This window comes from Shewanella sp., from assembly GCF_051658185.1.
Taxonomy (GTDB): domain Bacteria; phylum Pseudomonadota; class Gammaproteobacteria; order Enterobacterales; family Shewanellaceae; genus Shewanella.
This window is the reverse complement of the sequence record NZ_JBOFMC010000448.1, coordinates 1-18,878: the sequence shown is the minus strand read 5'-3', so window position 1 is coordinate 18,878 and position 18,878 is coordinate 1. Positions and strand designations below refer to the sequence as shown.

Sequence of the window (18,878 nt, the reverse complement as noted above, 5' to 3'; positions counted from 1 at the left end):
TTTCATTGGTTTATCTCAGTCAAAAACGAAAGCGCAAATATTAAACATCTTAACCGGGCATACTGTGAGCTTCACCACAGGAACGGGTAAACAAACAGCGCTAGATGTAATCAACTACCACGCAGTTGTTAAAATAAATACACCAAGATAATAAAGCTCACGACTTGCAAGCAAGGGCTACAAAAGCCCCCCTTCACCGTAACAAATTGATAATCAATGTTGAATTTAGCGGCAATCCTGGCGTGGCACAGGCGGCCACCGCAGGAGCACACCATAAGGGCTGACGGTTTGCTCCTGACGTTATCTGCTTGACGGTGCAGACTTAAGGCATTCCAGCTCAATTAATTCAAAATATTGAAATATATGACATTATTAATGCGCCATCGCGCGCACCCCTGCCCTCACTCTAGTACTCACTCTAGTACTCACTCTAGTACTCACTCTAGTACTCATTCTAGTACTAGGCGATAAATGGCGAGCACCCGCTCGGCATGCTCGGCCACGTCGTGATAGGGCAACTTACCGGGCCGCTGTTGCAAGGTAAGCCGATGATTTTCATCCCGCAGCCAGCAATAGGATTGCGTTAACTGCTGCGCCCGCATCAGCGGCAACAATTCCAATTCAGCCAACACCCCAAAGATCCGCACGTTATCCGACCAAATCGATAACTCGGGATATTGATGCGCATTGGCAAGCACGAGGTACTGCGCAATAAACTCGATATCGGCAATCCCGCCGGGGCTTTGTTTTAAATCAAACTCCCCCTCGCTGACTTTCAGCAAATGCTCGCGCATCTTGTGGCGCATCTCCCGTACCGCGATTTTAAGCTCGAGAGGATCCCGCGGCGTTTCTAACACTGAGGCCCGAATCGCGCTAAACTTGCCCGCCAAACTGTTATCACCAAACACAAAACGCGAGCGCACCAGCGCTTGATGCTCCCAGGTCCAAGCCTCGTTAGCTTGATATTCACCAAAGCGGGCGATTTCGCTGACCATTAATCCCGATGCCCCCGAGGGACGCAGGCGCATATCGACCTCATATAATTCCCCTGAAGTCGTACGGGTTGAAAATAAATGCAGGATCCGCTGGGCTAATTTTAAGTAAAAATGCCCCACCTCAATGGGGCGCTCGCCATTCGTCATCGCTTCTTGCAAATGCGCTTGGCTCGCACTATCCGCTTGCTTTTCATACAAAAACACTAACTCCAAATCCGAGCCATAGCCTAGCTCTATCCCGCCAAGCTTACCGTAGCCAATCACCGCAAAACCGGTGTCTGCGCCCTCAAGATAAGGCGGTACTCCGTGACGCTGGGCCACTTGCTGCCAAGCCTGCATCACCACCTGTTCGATAATGGCTTCGGCCAAAAAGGTTAAGTGATCGCTCACCTGCATGACAGGGAGCACGCCGGTGACATCCGCCGCGGCAATTTTAAGTTGTTGGGAAAGTTTAAATTGGCGCAGCGCCTCCATTTGCTGCTCCATATCATCCTCTGGTACCCGCAGCAGATACTGACGCAGCTCGCTAGGATAATCGTCCAGCGACGTTGTATCGTACAAATGGGCGGGATCAATCAGCTCATCAAGCAACATCGGAAACTTCGCTAACTGCGCCGCAATCCAAGGGCTAGCGCAGCACAATCGCACCAATTGCTGACGTGCCCCGGGATTTTCACACAGTAATTCAAGGTAGGTGGTGCGAGTTAAAATTTGCTCAAGCACCTTAACCACCGGCTCAAAGGCGGCCGCAGGGCTTGGCTGATGCAGCAACTCCGCCAATAAACGGGGCATCAACTTATCGAGGGTTTCCCGGCCACGGGGGCCAATGGAGCGCTTATTCACGGTCTCGCGCCAACGACTCAATAATGGCCAGATGACCGGCGCATCTATCTGTTGCTCTGCCAGCAAAGCCAGTCCATGGTCCTCTTGCTGGGCATGCCATAGCTGGGCGGTCCAATGCTCGGCCTTTTCCTCCTCTTCTTCCCCACCGACGGTTGCTTTAAAGTGCCGATGAATTTTCGCCATCGCGGCTTCAATATGGGTGCGTAACTCGGCCTCGTTGGTCATCCCCAACCCGTAACATAATCGTGCCCAATCAAGGGGCTGGGTCGGCAAGGTTTGAGTTTGTTTATCATCTATGGCCTGCAGTAGATTTTCGACGCGGCGTAACAGTAAATAACTGTGCTTAAGCTCATCGACTGCAAGATACTCAAGCTGCCCAAGACGATAAAGGGTATCCATTGCCCCAAATAGACTCTGCTGGCGCAGGGCTGGCTCGCGTCCACCGCGGATCAGCTGAAAACTCTGGACCACGAACTCCACCTCGCGGATCCCCCCTGCACCGAGTTTAATGTTATCGGTTAGCTGGCGGCGCCTTACCTCTTGAGCGATGAGCTGCTTCATTTTGCGCAGGGATTCGATGGCCGAAAAGTCGATATAACGGCGATAGACAAAGGGGCGCAGCAATGCGTGTAACTCATCACTAAAGTGACTCCACGGCCCCAATGCTCGGGCTTTGACCATGGCATAACGCTCCCAGTCACGCCCTTGTTCTTGATAGTAATCCTCAAGGCCGCTAAAACTGACCACCAGCGGACCACTCTCACCATAGGGGCGCAAGCGCATATCCACCCGGAACACAAAACCATCGACGGAAATTTGATCGAGCAGATTCACCAAACGCTGGCCCATGCGAATAAAAAACTGTTGATTATCTAAACTACGGCGCCCGCCAACGGTTTCGCCATGCTCAGGGAAGGTAAAAATCAAATCGATATCTGAAGAGAAATTCAGTTCACGCCCCCCCAATTTGCCCATGCCTAAAATCAGTAATGGTTGGGGATTACCGGCTTTATCCATTGGCGTGCCGTATTGAGCGCACATCTCCTGATACAACCAGTCCCGCGCGCCGATCACTAAAGCTTCGGCAAGGGCCGATAAATCCAGTAAGGATGATTCTAAACAGGCATAATTAAGCCAATCGCGCCAAGCTAAACGCACCATTTGGTAGTTCCGGAATCGGCGCAGTACCGCCTTGGCGGCTTCCTCGGTGCTGGCACTGGCCAGCTGTTGTTGCAAGGCGATGCCATAATCTTTGCGATCAAGCAGCTTTAAATCCCCAGACAATAAGGCGTTTATCCATTCGGGATGGCGACAAAGTTGGGCGGCCACATAATCACTTAAGCCCAATATCGTTTTAAGCTCCTGTTGGGCAGTACTCGTTAATTGCGCGAGGCCCGCAGACCACACCTCCTCTAAGCGCTGCCAATGCCGCTCGGCAGCCTGCGAGATGGCTGCAGGCAATGCTGGATTCGTGTCTTTTGGTGTGATCATAGTAATCCCTAACAAATTTAATAATCGACATATTATGTCGCAAATGCTATAGAATGAGGCGCAACGTCTATAATGGCTGCAACACAGCGTTATCATCACTGACATTACCTCATCAATGCTGTGGTAATGAACAACCTAAGTTGATGGCCTATTATCTTGGGGTAATAAGGGTACTATAACCTGTATGACAGGCATATTGGGCAAACGGATTATTCTTGCTCACCAAAATTTGGTTTATTTCAACCCATTGGAGAAAACATGGCAGGAATGCTAAGACATGTTCTCACGTCGCTACTCTTTGTCGCCCTAGCGCTCTCCCTCACGGGATGCGGCGATGATCGGCCGGATAAAATTGCCAAATATCAGCAATTAACAGAGCAGCGCCTCGCCACATTGAGCAGTATGCTTGATACCGGGCAGTTGCGTAACGCCAATTTGTTAAGTCAGTACAGTGCACTCTTAAAACAGCAAAAACCCGATTTATCGTCTCTGCTTGACGAATTAGCGAAGGATGCCGGCACCCAAGGCCCCATGTATTCCTCCCTCAAACGGCGGTTAGCAGAATCAAAGGATGCGACCAATTTTGCCGATATTGATCAGCAACTCGCGGAGGCCGAGAATCTCTATCAAGCGACGGATCCGAGTTTATATAACGACATGTTGTCCGACCCCTTAAACGTTGTGGCCGATATGTCCGAGGGCAAACTCGCCCGAGTCAATGCCATCAGCCGGGAGGCAGCCGCCTTAGCCAACAACGCGGAGGATTTTGGCCCCGGAAGTCAATTGGTCGGCAATCCTGCCTACGGCAACTGGCAAACAGATTCGAGCGGCACCTCGTTTTGGGCTTGGTATGGCATGTATGCCATGTTTTCCAATATCGTTAATCGCCCGATCTCCTACGACCGTTGGTCAGGTAAACGGGGCTATAGCTATTACAACGATGTCGGTCGTTATCGGTACACCTCACCCAAACAGGCCGATGCCCAAACCAAAACCTTTGAACAAACAAAAAAACGTTTTGAATCACAGGGCAAGCGCTTTGATAGCCCCTATGCCAAAGCCCGCAGTGGCGCTAGCGCATTATCCCGTGAAAGCGCAGCGTTGCCTAAAGCCAACACCACGACTAAGGCGGGGTCGACGGCCAATGCTGGTGGTAAATTTCGTTCAAACTATTCTAAAGACAGCAGTTTTCGTAATTCCAGTCATCGCACAACCCGCAGTGTGCGCCGGGGCAAGTAACTTAAGGATTTCCAATGACATTATTTCAGGATTTCGGTATCACACCAGAGTTGGCCATCATACTGGCAATCGATCTCAGTATTGCGGTATTGCTACTGACGCTCATGCGCTATTTGCAGGGCTGGAGCGTCAGCGTTAATAGCAGTAAAGAATTGGCCGAGCGGGATAATTTAGCCTTTGGTATTAGCACCGCTGGCGCAGTCGGGGCTCTAGGGATAGTGCTAACAGGCGCGATCACCGGCGCGGCCGCGCCCTCTTATCTGACTGAGGCTATCGGCATGAGCGCCTACGGTTTGTTTGGCTTAGTGCTCATTAAATTTGGGCGGGTATTACACGATAAAATCGCTTTAAATGAACTGGATAAAAATCAGCAAATCGTCAAAGGCAATGTCGCCGTTGCCATTATTGATGCCAGCGCGGCCATCGCCACCGCCATCATTATCCGAGCGGTATTATTGTGGGCTGAAGACTTAACCATCAACACCTTTATTGCTATCTTCAGCGCCTTTGCGATTTCACAGCTAATGCTGGTCCTGTTAACTCGCTGGCGCGAAATTCGTTTTTCGAGTCGTAATCAACACTCTTCCATGCAATTGGCCTTGGCTCAAGGCCACACGGCCGTCGCGATGCGCCATGCAGGACACATGCTTGCCATGGCGCTCAGCTTTAACGCCGCCAGCCATTTTATTGTTTATCAGCCAACAGCCTATGTCACCAACGTGATTGGCTGGTTAGTGTTTTCGGTGATCATGCTGATGACCCTTTCTGTGCTGTTATTTATTATCAAAAAATTGGTGCTCGCCCGCATGGATCTTGCCGATGAAATTGAGCGGCAGCACAACCTTGGCCTTGCAGCGGTAGAAATGGCGATCAGTATCGCGATCGCGCTAATTCTCACGGCATTAATGGCCTAACTCAATGCAAACCAATGAGTTAACGGCCATGGCGACGCAGCCGCGCCGCTTAGGCTGGTTCGATGATGTACTCTTACTCGGCATTATGGCGGTATTGGCGGGTTGCGGTCTGATCTATGAGTATCTGCTGTCCCACTATGCTGGCCGGATTTTGGGGGCGTTAGAGGCGGCCATTTATACCATGATTGGCTTAATGATCGTCTCTATGGGCGTAGGCGCCTTTGCCGCTCGTCACATCCGTGACGCCTTCACCGGCTTTGTGCTCTTAGAGCTCACCGTCGCCCTCTGTGGTTCCTTGGCCATTTTGATCACGGCGGCAGTGATTGGATTTGGCCAGCAGCTCCCCATGATACTCGCCAGCACCCTCGGATTACCTCCAGATCTCCTCCCCGATGGCGGCCTGATTGGCCAGCTGCAAAAACTCAGTGAATACTTACCCTATATTTGGGGAGTACTGCTTGGGCTGATGATTGGCATGGAAATTCCGCTGATAGCCAGAGTGCGTCAATCCTTGTCAGAGGCGCATTTACTTCACAATGCAGGGACAATTTATGGCGCCGATTATATTGGTGCAGGTATTGGCGCCGCCATTTGGGTGGGCTTTATGCTGGCCATTGATATTCAACTCGCCGCGGCGTTAACAGCGAGTTTCAACCTCTTAGCGGGCTTTGTTTTTATCTGGCGCTTTTGGTCCAAGATCCGTCGCGCTAAACTGTTATTAATGGCACATTTATTGGTCACAAGCATCTTACTGCTGCTGGCGTCGCACGGCCCCGAGTGGGAGCAACACTTCAATAATTTACTCTACAAAGATAAAGTCATTTATAGCAAAGCGACACGTTTTCAGCAGCTCACCTTTACGGAGCGACTGCGCGGCCAGGGCTTAGCACCGGTTTATGCCTTATATATCAATGGTCGTTTACAATTTTCAAGCATTGATGAGCATATCTACCACGCCTTTTTAGTCCACCCAACGCTGGCGGCCAGCGCGCGCCATAAAAAAGTGCTGATCATCGGTGGCGGCGACGGCTTGGGACTAAAACAAGTGCTACGTTGGCAACCAGAGCAAGTGACACTCATTGATCTTGATGCCACGCTGGTGCAATTATTTACTTCCCCCGGAGATGACATGCCAGCGCGCTTAAGCCATGCCATGCTGGCCCTAAATGGTAATGCCTTTAAGGATCCCCGAGTCAAGGTGATCCATGACGATGCCTTTAATGGCGTGGATACATTGATTGCAAGCGGCATGAATTATGATGCCATTATCGTGGACTTGCCCGATCCCAGTCATCCGGACCTCAACAAACTCTACTCAGACTATTTCTACCGAAAACTAAAGGAACTCATCAGCAATGATGGCGCTCTGACAGTGCAGTCGACATCACCTTACCACGCGCAAAAGGCATTTATCTCCGTGGGCAAAACATTGGCATTGGCAGGGTTTAATGTTAAGCAATATCATCATAATGTCCCCAGTTTTGGCGAATGGGGCTGGAGTATTGCGACCTTAAGCGGCAAAAATGCCCAGCACCGACTGGCCGAACTTAACGACCTACCGCTCAAGGATGATTGGCTCACCTTAGGATTAGTTAACGGCGCCTTTGAGTTTCCGGCAAATTTTTACCAAGATGCCGCCAATATCAAGCCCAACGAATTAGGCTCATTGCAACTATACCACTACCATTTACAGGCTTGGTCCGAAACCGAAGGCCTTACGCTGTTTTAAATGGCCTAGGTTGTTTTTAAGCGACAACATAAGCTTTTTTAAGCGATAAGATAGCGCTTGACATATTATGTCTAAGTGCTATCTTTGAAACCAGACATAATATGTCAATAAGGACGAATATGAATATCCATACCCTTGCCAATCACCTAAATAGTCTTGGCAATAATAGCCAAACTGGTTTTCAATTTGATTGCTATCCTATTGATGGCGAAGTAGAAGTTTTGCAAGTGAATGTGGTTGGCCGTGAAGAAATCCCGGTATTTGTATCGGTTACGGATAACCAAATTCTTTGTATCAGTTATCTGTGGGGCGAAAACGAAGTCAACCAAGAACGTCGTAGTGAAATGTTTGAGACCATGCTAGAGCTTAACATTCCGATGCCCTTATCAGCCTTTGCCAAAATCGATGACAAATACGTCGTTTACGGCGCGCTATCACTACAATCTAGCATGCTTGAAATCGAGCAAGAATTAGCAGTTTTATCCGATAACTGTTTGGAAGTTATCGATGAAATGGTCGACTATTTGAAATAAGGAACCACGAAAATGGGCATTTTGAATAAAATTTTAACCGCGTTTCGCGGAGGTGCCACCGAAGTTGGCCAAAGCATCGTTGACGCAAACTCAACCCGAATTTTTGAACAAGAAATCCGTGACGCTGAAAAGCACTTGACCAACGCGAAGCGTGAACTGACCGATGTCATGGCCAAGGAAATGCAAGCAAGCCGTGAAATCGATCGTTTGAAACGCGCTATTACCGAGCACGAAGGCTATGCCACACAAGCGCTCGACAAAGGCGATGAATCCTTAGCACTTGAAGTTGCAGAAAAAATTGCCGAACTAGACCAACAATTGGCTGAGCAGCAATCGGCCAATGACAGCTTCAGTGCGCACGCACAGCGCCTTAAGGATTTGGTGAAAAAAACTGAGCGCCAATTGTCTGATTATCAACGGCAATTAAGCATGGTTAAAACCACTGAAAGCGTGCAAAAAGCCACGGCAACCATTACTGACTCTTTTGCCTCGAGTAACTCTAAGCTGCTAAACGCTAAAGACTCTTTAGAGCGTATCAAAGCGCGCCAGCAGCAGTTTGACGATCGCTTGAAAGCCGCTGAAACCTTGGCGGAAGAAAACAGTGATAAATCACTGCAGGCCAAATTGGCCGCTGCCGGTATCGGTGAGCAAAAATCCAATGCCAATGCGGTGCTTGAGCGGATCAAGGCGCGTAAAGGCTAATGCGCGACGCATGCGATGCCGAGTCTTAACGGGTCCAGTCCAGTTAAGCTCGGCATTTTTTATTGGATTGAGTACGAAATAATGCGCTCAACGCGTTATCGTCACATAATCCGCTCCGTTTCGCCTACTGCTCACCACCTCTGGTGGCCTGCAGCTCACGGAGCAAGACAATCTACATCAAATCAGCGTGATAAACTTGGGCTAATCTACTTGGCCAACAAACTTAGCCTAATAAACGCAATCGGTTAAACTCAGCCTCATAGGCTAAGTGGCAACGGCGAAATCGCTAGGAATAAATATGGGATTTTTCAATCGGTTTTTTGGTAAAAAAGTACAAGCCCAGCGCGAACTTAACCACCCGTCGCAACTCAAGCTGAGCGACATGATTACCCTCGACAATAGCTTTGCCTTACCAGTGCAACTCCGCGGGCAACAATTTAAGGTCGAGGCGATTAACACCTATGAGTTTGAACGTCGTCAGCGGACAGAGTGGGTGCTCAAGGGTCATAGCCATACCAGCATTTTTTTAAGTCTGGCAGAGGATGACGAAACCTATCTCGCCTTCTCCCTTAAAATCTCCCGCGCCCAAGTCGAGCAACTATTTGACCTAGAACAGTTTAGCACCCTATTTGATGAACCCGGCCGCGCCCAGCTGACCCCAAACGCCCTTTCGCCGACTCACGCTGACACATTCGCGCTCTGGTTAGGCAAACAATATCATCAGATCACTTTCGCCGCCTTTGGTTATTTCCACCGTGAAGACTACCGAGGCCTTAAACCGCCACAGGACGCCAATGGCGCAACCGGAGAGCCCTTTGAATATTATCTGCTCCTCGATGACGATGAAACGCGGGCTATTGAAGTGGAGGTTTACGAAGGCGGGGATACCGATGTGTTATTGACTCTGTATCGGCCCATCACCGATATCAGGGATTATTGGCCAGGCAGCTAAACCCACGCCTTGGGCATTAAGTGGTGTCCGCACGTTAAGCCAACAACAGGCTGATGGATAGCGTGCCATACTCGCACTTTGTCACTCATTTCAATACAATCTCACAGATGCACGCTAGAAACGGTTGATAGCAATAGGTAATAAACGATGAGTAAAACCAAGCACCCTCTGCCCGAACAATGGCTGAAAAACCAGCAAGCCGCCAAAGCGACTCAGGTGGCCTTTGATCTTGATGAGAAATTTCAATACACGATTCGTAAAGCAGCACTGGATGCAGGCGTTAGCCCTTCGGATCAAATCCGCAAAATTTTAGGCCTTAGCGTCTCCAAACGCCCAACCCGCCCCCGTTTAACCGTCTCCCTCAATGCCGACGATTATGTGCAACTTGCTAAAAAATATAATCTTAGTGCCGATGCTCAGTTAGAAATTAAACGCCGAGTATTAGAGGATTTAGTGTATTTTGTCGATAAAACATAACGACGCTAAAGGGGTTGTACGAGCTGCACGCATCGCTCCCACACCTGACTCCACTCAAATTGATGCCTAAACTGGCACACAACGGCAACAGAGACACCAGCGCATAACACAGGGATCTTGGTAAGCATGACAGATAAAACCCCTTGGTCAATCCGCACCCTAGGCGGGCCTTCGCCCTTTGAATTAGCAATGATGTTGCTGTCATTGATCTCTGTTTTCATTGTACTCATCATGACCTTTGGCCAAGTCGGTCGCGAAACCTACCGTTTACTGTTTTTCATCGATACCCTTATTTGCTTAATTTTTATGGGTAATTTCTTTATTAACCTATGGCGCGCCCGCGATAAACGCTTTTACCTACGCCACCATTGGATTGATTTTATTGCAAGCATTCCAGCGATAGAGGCCCTGCGCATCGCCCGCGTATTTCAGATCCTGCGGGTGATCCGGCTGATCCGCATGAGCCGCTCCCTACTACTGCCACTCATCAAACAGCGTAAACAAACAACCTTAGCCAGCCTATTAGTCGCCATGGTGACCATACTCACCTTTGCCTCTATCATCATCTTAATCGTCGAAAGTGGTACCGAGGGCGCGAATATCCAAACCGCCGAGCAAGCCATCTGGTGGGCACTCGTCACTATCTCCACTGTAGGTTATGGCGATTATTACCCTGTCAGCACCATCGGCCATGTTGTTGGCGGCATTGTTATCATCAGTGGCGTGAGCTTCTTTGGGGTGATTTCCGGTTATATGGCATCAGTATTTGTGGCACCCGATGAAGCCGAGCGGCAGGAACGGCAACATGCCCATAAAGCAGAACTTAAATCGGAACTTGAACTTGCGCTGGCCAGAATGGAGGCTAACCAGCGACAAATGGAACAGACTCAACAACAAATGGAGCAAAACCAACAGCAAATGTTGGCCAAGATTGCCGAACTGACCGCGGCCTTAGCTGCAGACGCCAAAAATAACGATTAGAAACACCTCACACTGGGAGCATTGTGCAACCAGCCATATTTGAGGACGAGTATCCTCAAACCGCATGGAAGTCTTTCTTCGTCATGCTGAGCCTGCCTAGCCAAGCACCATTACCAATACATCTTCTGCTGCAATCCCTGCTGCCGCAAAAGGGCTAATCTGGCGAGCAGCCGAGACAGCTTATCTTTACCCCATTGACTGATATCAATCTCTAATTGATTGGCCGTGAGCATTACGGTGCGATAACACGCTAAAGTGTAATTCTCTAACACAATATCTTGCCAAGGCTGACGAAAAGCCTCACGGGCCTGTTCATCATAGAGCGCGCCGTACATTTGGCCGACCAAGAGCCCATCCGTGAGCAATCTAAAGCCCTGCGCTCCCTCATACTCTATCGTCTGGGCATGAGACATCCACTCGAAAATAGGTTGCCAATAACGATGCTGAGCCGCGCGAGCATGCTCCGCTAACGTATCGCCAAGGGGTAAAGGTGCCACCGCCAATTGCAATAAAATCTCGACGATACTGAGCTGGAGCTGGCCGTATGCCCGCTTTTGCCATAGCAAAGGTAGTTGAGCCGCAAGATCCAACTCGTCCAATTGCCGCTGAAAATCTTGCCTTAAGCGCGCAATCTCGCGTTGCTCACCCACCTGAGCCAGTTCTGCTAACAGTACTTGCTCGCCATTGAGCAAGGTCGTCAACGCGAGCGCCTTTTCAATAAAGGCGAGGTGCTGCTCCACCTCGGCAAAATACTGCGCGACTTCTGTGCTTAACACATTGAACTGGTTTAAGGTCATGTGCAGCATCCGAATGCACGCGCGCATCTGCTCCCAGCGCATCAGGCGCAACGACAGCGACTCTGCTGGCTGCTCACTGAGGCTCGCCTCTAGCAGCTGCCATTGCTCTAGCGCCGTTTGCAACAGCTGCACACAAGCGCCCTGCAATGGCGCCATGGGGAATGCCGCACAAGACAAAGGTGGAAATGGGGGGAAGTTAAGCGACGGCAACGGCTGCTTACCCGCAAGCTCATAACCGCGCTGGGCTTTACTGGCCTTACCCAAACGCACCGGAACCTGACGTGCCACCTCGCAAGCTAAGGTCAGTAACGCCTCAGTCTCACCACTGAGCAATTCAAACTCTATCTCACAGAGCGGCTGTCGCCGACCATTCGCGCTGATCTCGCCCAGATCGAGCGCCACCTCCACCACACTATCAGCCACGCGCACATGCCACGCTCGCCGGGTAAAGTCGGTATGAAACACGCAGCACAATTGGGTCTGAAGCGATGCTAAGACGCAATCCGCTGGCCAAATATTGGCGGGAAAAAGCCGTAAATCAGGCCGCTCAGATTGGATAGTCACATTATATTCTGGCCTTGAATGGATCCCCCCCACCACTTGCCCGGCGGTTTTTAGCGTTTGTTCGCGATGGTCATTATCGCCCCGCACCCTCAACCCCATGTTCCAACGGCGTAATTGCAGATCAGGCGTATCAAAATAACCATTAACTAACCGACGCTCACCTTGAGGCGTCGCATGTTCAAGCCCATTTAAGGCATTAATTAGGATTACTTGGTCTTGAGGGAAGAAAAATAGTTTTAATTCAATCTCAGCATTCATGGCGCGATCGCTCATTTTGTCATCAAATATTCATCAATCCGTCATTTTAAATTCATAATGTCACAAATGTGTCATAAAAAAGCCGTAGGATTGGGTTTTGCAGATGGTATATAACCCGTTAGAATAAAGCTGTAGTTTTTTCACTGAAAAACACAGTTTCAATACGCGGACGCATAGGTTAACATGCGCCCGCTTTTTCCAATAATGGAACAATCTAAATAGGTAAACGGCAATGCCAGTAAACTCTATTTTGGGCGTGTTTGCAAAATCGCCAATCAAACCACTTCAAGAACACATGGACAAAGTCTACGATTGCGCATCGTTACTGGTTCCTTTTTTTGAAGCAACTATCACTGGTGACTGGGATAGCGCTATTCAGATCCGCAAGCAAATCAGTTTAGCCGAGAAGCAAGGTGACTCTCTTAAGCGTGAAATTCGCCTCACTCTGCCAAGCGGTTTGTTTATGCCGGTAGAACGTACTGATTTATTAGAGCTGCTCACTCAGCAAGACAAAATCGCGAATAAAGCCAAGGATATCTCTGGTCGAGTGATCGGCCGTCAACTCCTAATCCCTCAGATCATGCAAGTGCCTTTTATTGCCTATCTACAACGCTGTGTAGATGCGGTAGGCCTAGCAAAAGATGTTATTAACGAGCTAGAAGATCTATTAGAAACAGGTTTTCGCGGTCGCGAAGTCGACTTCGTTGCTAAAATGATCAATGAACTTGATATCATCGAAGAAGATACTGACGATCTACAAATTCAACTGCGCCGCCAGCTATTTGCGATGGAATCCGAGTTAAATCCAGTCGATGTAATGTTCCTCTATAAAACGATTGAGTGGGTAGGTGGTCTTGCAGATCTTGCCGAACGCGTCGGGTCTCGTCTTGAGCTGATGCTGGCTCGCGTTTAAATACATAAGGTTATCAAGGTATCAATATGGTTGATGCAGGTATTGAAGTGGCTAATGTTTTAGTCACCAATGGCCCTTGGCTTATTGCCGTGGCGGCCGCTTTTGGTTTTCTCATGGCCTGGGGTATTGGCGCGAACGATGTTGCCAACGCCATGGGAACTTCCGTGGGCTCCAATGCAATTACGATTAAGCAAGCGATTATTATCGCAATGATTTTTGAGTTTTCGGGCGCATTTTTAGCGGGCGGTGAAGTCACCAACACGATTCGCAGTGGCATTATTGACTCAAGCTATTTCACCGCAACCCCCGAATTACTGGTCTATGGCATGATTGGCGCGCTATTAGCCGCCGGGATCTGGTTAGTGGTCGCTTCGGCGCTCGGCTGGCCGGTGTCAACGACTCACTCCATTGTGGGTGCGATTATCGGCTTTGCCTCTGTGGGTGTCGGTACTGAAGCCGTTGCTTGGGAAAAAGTGGGCGGGATTGTCGGTTCATGGGTGGTCACACCGGCCATTTCCGGCTTTATGGCATTCATTTTGTTCCAAAGTACCCAAAAGCTGATCTTCAACACCGACGATCCGCTCAGTAACGCTAAGCGTTATGTGCCATTTTACATGGCATTTGCGGGCTTTATCATGGCGTTAATGACGATCATGAAAGGTTTATCCCACGTTGGTTTGCACTTCACTGCGACGGAGTCCTACCTATTGGCGGGGATGATCGCGCTTGTGATTGGCGTGCTCGGTAAACTGGCCATTTCGCGCTTAAAAATGAGCGACAAGGCTAACCGTCAAACTATGTATGCCAACGTTGAGAAAGTGTTTGCGATCCTCATGGTATTAACTGCTTGTTGTATGGCATTTGCCCATGGTTCAAACGACGTAGCTAACGCGATTGGCCCACTCGCGGCCGTGGTATCGGTGGTGAATAGTGGCGGCGTGATTGCGGCAAAATCGCCTTTAGTGTGGTGGATCCTGCCTTTAGGTGCCGTCGGTATCGTGATGGGCTTAGCGATCTTCGGTAAGCGCGTAATGCAAACTATCGGTAAGAATATTACCCACTTAACGCCGAGTCGTGGTTTTGCGGCCGAATTAGCAGCGGCGACCACCGTCGTTATCGCCTCAAGCACTGGCTTACCTATCTCTACAACGCAAACCTTAGTGGGTGCGGTATTAGGTGTGGGCATGGCTCGCGGTATTGCAGCGATTAACATCGGGGTTGTGCGCAATATCGTGGTGTCTTGGGTGGTTACGCTCCCAGCTGGCGCCGGTTTATCCATCATCTTCTTCTTTATGATTAAAGGGATCTTTAATTAATTTAATCAAGAAGCAGGGCGGCTCGCCCTAAAACAGATGAAAACCATTAGAAACGCTAGCTTGGATGGCGCAAAGTTGAGGGAAGTCTATGACTTCCCTCTTGCATTACAGGTCCCAAATCCCTAGCATGTGCTCACTATTTCGTTGATGAGAATACAAAATTGTTAAGACAGCTGACTCTGATAGGAATGCTATTACTCTCCCCTAACCTGCTGGCCGAAGGCCAATCCCGCTACATCTCCGATGATGTGTTTCTTTATCTTCTCAATGGTCCAAGTACTGATTATCGTATTTTAGGCTCGATTGAAGCGGGGCAACCGGTGACGCTGCTTGGGGAAACTCAAGGCGACTATAGCAAAGTGGTCGATCATAAGGGCCGCGAGGGCTGGGTAGCGAGCAACTTAATCACGCAGGCCCCCAGTTTTCGGGCACAAGTGCCCGCGTTAACCACTGAAGTGGCCCAGTTAAAAGCCCAGCTGACTGAGGCGCTTAACTCAACAGGCGATCACAGCGGTGAAGTGGCCGAACTCAAAGGGCAACTGAGTGAATTACAAAATACTCTCCAGCAAACAGCCCAAGAGCGGGATAACTTTAAAGCCCTCTCAGAGCGCAACGCTGAGGATGCGCGCTATGAACTCTGGCGCCAAGGAGGCATGATTGCCGGTCTCGGCGCCCTCGTCGGCATGCTATTAGTCTATTTACCTAGACCACAACGACGTAATAAAAAGCGCTGGATGTAGCCGCGCTCAGCGCCATTAGCTCAGCATTTTTTGATGAGGCCAGTGTTTTCAAACACTGGCCTTTTTGTCAACTGTACGTTACAGGGAGTTATTTACAAGCTAATCAAACAATATTCACATTCACCCGCAATAGAGTGTCATAGGTCACATTTTGCTTGTATAATCGGCGCGCGCAAACCTTCATATTGTATACAAAATATCAAATCCGGTTTGCATGCCATTTTTATTTTAACAATAACGCCTGAATAACTGGCCAAAATGGAAGCGATAACTATGTTCAAAGCGAGTGAAGTGCTGGCAGGCCGCTACGATTCTGCCCATCTCGACGAACTGTTCAAAGCTATCACCGATAACTACATTGTCGATGAAGAACAATACCTGTCAGAGTTAATTAAACTAGTCCCCTCCAGTGATGAAACCCTCACGCGCGTCACTCGTCGAGCCCACGAATTGGTTAACAAGGTTCGACAATTTGAGAAAAAAGGCTTAATGATCGGTATCGATGCCTTTTTACAGCAGTACAGCTTAGAGACACAGGAAGGCATTATTCTGATGTGTTTAGCCGAAGCACTGCTACGCATTCCCGATGCGGCCACCGCCGATGCGCTGATTGAAGATAAGCTCTCTGGCGCCAAATGGGATGAGCACCTAAGCAAAAGCGATTCTGTGCTCGTCAATGCCTCAACCTGGGGACTGATGCTCACCGGTAAAATTATCAATCTGGATAAAAATCTCGATGGTAGCCCCAGCCACTTATTAAGCCGTTTAGTCAATCGGTTAGGCGAGCCTGTGATCCGTCAAGCCATGATGGCGGCGATGAAGATCATGGGTAAACAATTTGTGCTCGGCCGCACGATGAAAGAAGCCCTAAAAAACAGTGAAGATAAACGCAAATTGGGCTACACCCACTCCTACGACATGCTAGGAGAAGCCGCGCTCACCCGCAAAGATGCCGAAAAATACTTTACCGATTATGCCAATGCGATTACCGAGTTAGGCGCCCAACGCTATAACGAAAACGAGTCACCTCGCCCAACGATTTCGATTAAATTGTCGGCGCTGCACCCACGTTATGAAGTCGCCAACGAAGACCGCGTACTGACCGAACTGTACGACACCGTCATCCGCCTGATTAAACTCGCGCGCGGGTTAAATATCGGTATTTCTATCGACGCCGAAGAAGTGGACCGCCTCGAACTGTCATTAAAACTGTTCCAAAAACTGTTTAATGCTGAAGCCACTAAAGGCTGGGGATTACTGGGTATCGTCGTGCAAGCTTACTCTAAGCGCGCCCTGCCAGTGCTGGTATGGTTAACTCGCCTAGCCAAAGAGCAAGGCGATGAAATCCCGGTGCGCTTAGTTAAAGGCGCTTACTGGGATAGCGAGCTTAAGTGGGCGCAGCAGGCCGGTGAAGCCGCATACCCACTTTACACCCGTAAAGCAGGCACCGACGTCTCTTACTTAGCCTGCGCGCGTTATTTACTCTCTGATGCAACTCGCGGCGCGATTTACCCCCAATTTGCCAGCCACAACGCACAAACCGTGGCGGCGATTGCCGATATGGCGGGCGATCGTCACCATGAATTCCAACGTCTACACGGCATGGGACAAGAGTTGTACGACACCATTCTGGCGGAAGCAGGCGCAAAAACGGTGCGCATTTATGCACCTATCGGTGCCCATAAAGATTTACTGCCCTACCTCGTGCGTCGCCTACTGGAAAACGGTGCCAACACCTCGTTCGTCCATAAATTAGTGGACCCTAAAACGCCTATCGACTCTTTAGTGGTGCACCCGCTCACCACCCTGATGGGCTACAAAACCCTAGCTAACAATAAAATCGTGCCCCCTACCCACATCTTTGGTCAGGAGCGCAAAAACTCTAAGGGACTCAATATGAACATTATTTCTGAAGCTGCGCCATTTTTCGCCGCCTTAGACAAATTCAAAGATACCCAGTGGCAAGCAGGCCCTCTCGTCAATGGCAAAACCTTAACTGGCGAGCACAAGACCATCTTCAGCCCATTTGATACCCGCCAAAGCGTGGGTCAAGTGGCCTTTGCTGATAACGCCGCCATCGAGCAGGCGGTCAGCTCAGCCGCGAACGCCTTTGCTTCTTGGAGTCGCACTGGCGTTGAAGTGCGCGCCTCGGCGCTACAAAAACTGGCAGATCTGTTAGAAGAAAACCGCGAAGAGCTGATTGCCCTCTGTACCCGTGAAGCAGGCAAGAGCATTCAAGACGGTATCGACGAAGTGCGCGAAGCCGTCGACTTCTGCCGCTACTATGCGCTGCAAGCAAAAAAACTGATGGCTAAACCAGAGCTCCTCCCAGGCCCTACGGGTGAGCTAAACGAACTCTTCCTCCAAGGCCGCGGCGTCTTTGTGTGTATCAGCCCATGGAACTTCCCACTGGCGATCTTCTTAGGGCAAGTCTCAGCAGCCCTCGCCGCGGGTAACACCGTGGTTGCAAAACCGGCGGAGCAAACCTCTATCATAGGTTACCGCGCGGTGCAGCTTGCTCACCAAGCGGGCATTCCCGTTGAGGCGCTGCAGTATTTGCCCGGCACTGGCGCCGTGGTTGGCGCGGCACTGACAGCCGATGAACGCATCGCTGGCGTGTGCTTTACCGGCTCCACGCTCACCGCTAAACGCATCAACCGCACACTGGCCGCCCGTGAAGGCGCAATCATACCGTTAATCGCCGAAACCGGTGGCCAAAATGCCATGGTGGTCGATTCGACCTCGCAACCTGAGCAAGTGGTCAACGATGTGATTTCATCATCATTTACCAGTGCAGGCCAACGCTGCTCAGCGCTGCGAGTCCTGTTCCTACAAGAAGATATTGCAGATCGCGTGATCGAAGTGCTGCAAGGCGCAATGGATGAGCTCGTGATTGGCAACCCAAGCTCAGTCAAAACCGATGTCGGCCCAGTGATTGATGCTACCGCCAAAGCCAACCTTGATGCTCATATCGACCATATCAAGCAAGTTGGCAAGCTGATTAAGCAAATGCCATTGCCAGCGGGCACTGAGCACGGCCACTTTGTCGCGCCAACTGCCGTTGAAATTGATTCAATCAAAGTGCTTGAAAAAGAACACTTTGGTCCAATCCTACACGTGATCCGTTACAAGGCATCTGAACTTGCCCATGTGATCGATGAAATCAACAGCACAGGCTTTGGCTTAACGCTCGGTATCCACAGCCGCAACGAAGGCCATGCCTTAGCCGTAGCAGATAAAGTCAACGTGGGTAACGTCTACATCAACCGTAACCAAATCGGCGCGGTGGTTGGCGTACAGCCTTTCGGCGGCCAAGGTCTGTCGGGCACAGGCCCTAAAGCTGGTGGCCCGCACTACTTAACCCGCTTTGTGACGGAAAAGACTCGCACGAACAACATCACCGCTATCGGTGGTAACGCGACCCTGCTGTCACT

14 protein-coding genes are annotated in these 18,878 nt (G+C 50.0%); 12 read left to right on the top strand and 2 right to left on the bottom strand.

Annotation, left to right across the window (positions count from 1 at the left end; translation table 11 throughout):
• Positions 1 to 449: 449 nt before the first annotated feature.
• Positions 450 to 3,329: a bifunctional [glutamate--ammonia ligase]-adenylyl-L-tyrosine phosphorylase/[glutamate--ammonia-ligase] adenylyltransferase gene (gene glnE / locus ACRCZA_RS16380; RefSeq protein ID WP_438675443.1), complete on the bottom strand. Its 2,880-nt coding sequence runs from the start codon at positions 3,327 to 3,329 to the stop codon at positions 450 to 452.
• Between the two features lie 258 nt (positions 3,330 to 3,587).
• Here glnE and ACRCZA_RS16375 point away from each other — a divergent pair, with 258 nt between their 5' ends.
• From ACRCZA_RS16375 to ACRCZA_RS16340, 8 genes are all read left to right on the top strand, one after another.
• Entirely contained in the window at positions 3,588 to 4,568 is a 981-nt protein-coding gene (locus ACRCZA_RS16375; protein WP_438675442.1) for a hypothetical protein, read from the top strand.
• Positions 4,569 to 4,582: 14 nt separating this feature from the next.
• Entirely contained in the window at positions 4,583 to 5,482 is a 900-nt protein-coding gene (locus ACRCZA_RS16370) for a DUF350 domain-containing protein (protein WP_438675441.1), read from the top strand.
• Between the two features lie 4 nt (positions 5,483 to 5,486).
• Positions 5,487 to 7,211: a polyamine aminopropyltransferase gene (locus ACRCZA_RS16365; RefSeq protein WP_438675440.1), complete on the top strand. Its 1,725-nt coding sequence runs from the start codon at positions 5,487 to 5,489 to the stop codon at positions 7,209 to 7,211.
• Positions 7,212 to 7,330: 119 nt separating this feature from the next.
• Positions 7,331 to 7,744, top strand: a complete 414-nt coding sequence (locus ACRCZA_RS16360) for a YjfI family protein (protein WP_007645549.1) — start codon at positions 7,331 to 7,333, stop codon at positions 7,742 to 7,744.
• Positions 7,745 to 7,756: 12 nt separating this feature from the next.
• Positions 7,757 to 8,446: a PspA/IM30 family protein gene (locus tag ACRCZA_RS16355; protein WP_438675439.1), complete on the top strand. Its 690-nt coding sequence runs from the start codon at positions 7,757 to 7,759 to the stop codon at positions 8,444 to 8,446.
• Positions 8,447 to 8,744: 298 nt separating this feature from the next.
• Entirely contained in the window at positions 8,745 to 9,398 is a 654-nt protein-coding gene (locus ACRCZA_RS16350; RefSeq protein ID WP_438675438.1) for a hypothetical protein, read from the top strand.
• Between the two features lie 147 nt (positions 9,399 to 9,545).
• A complete protein-coding gene (locus ACRCZA_RS16345) occupies positions 9,546 to 9,875 on the top strand; it encodes a hypothetical protein (protein WP_438675437.1) in 330 nt (109 codons plus the stop codon).
• A gap of 126 nt (positions 9,876 to 10,001) precedes the next feature.
• Positions 10,002 to 10,856 (top strand): ion transporter, encoded by an 855-nt coding sequence (locus ACRCZA_RS16340; RefSeq protein ID WP_438675436.1) that lies wholly within the window; start codon positions 10,002 to 10,004, stop codon positions 10,854 to 10,856.
• A 110-nt stretch (positions 10,857 to 10,966) separates the two neighbouring features.
• On the opposite strand, the gene ACRCZA_RS16335 is transcribed toward ACRCZA_RS16340, so the two are convergent.
• Positions 10,967 to 12,475: a CYTH domain-containing protein gene (locus ACRCZA_RS16335; protein WP_438675435.1), complete on the bottom strand. Its 1,509-nt coding sequence runs from the start codon at positions 12,473 to 12,475 to the stop codon at positions 10,967 to 10,969.
• A gap of 232 nt (positions 12,476 to 12,707) precedes the next feature.
• Here ACRCZA_RS16335 and ACRCZA_RS16330 point away from each other — a divergent pair, with 232 nt between their 5' ends.
• The 4 genes from ACRCZA_RS16330 to putA form a co-directional block, all read left to right on the top strand.
• Complete coding sequence (locus ACRCZA_RS16330; RefSeq protein WP_438675434.1) at positions 12,708 to 13,388, top strand: TIGR00153 family protein; 681 nt, start codon at positions 12,708 to 12,710, stop codon at positions 13,386 to 13,388.
• A gap of 26 nt (positions 13,389 to 13,414) precedes the next feature.
• Positions 13,415 to 14,704 (top strand): inorganic phosphate transporter, encoded by a 1,290-nt coding sequence (locus ACRCZA_RS16325; protein WP_438675433.1) that lies wholly within the window; start codon positions 13,415 to 13,417, stop codon positions 14,702 to 14,704.
• A 188-nt stretch (positions 14,705 to 14,892) separates the two neighbouring features.
• On the top strand, positions 14,893 to 15,444 hold the full coding sequence (locus tag ACRCZA_RS16320; protein WP_438675444.1) for a TIGR04211 family SH3 domain-containing protein: 552 nt from the start codon (positions 14,893 to 14,895) through the stop codon (positions 15,442 to 15,444).
• Between the two features lie 258 nt (positions 15,445 to 15,702).
• On the top strand, positions 15,703 to 18,878 hold a 3,176-nt coding region (putA, locus tag ACRCZA_RS16315), incomplete at its 3' end, for a bifunctional proline dehydrogenase/L-glutamate gamma-semialdehyde dehydrogenase PutA (protein WP_438675432.1).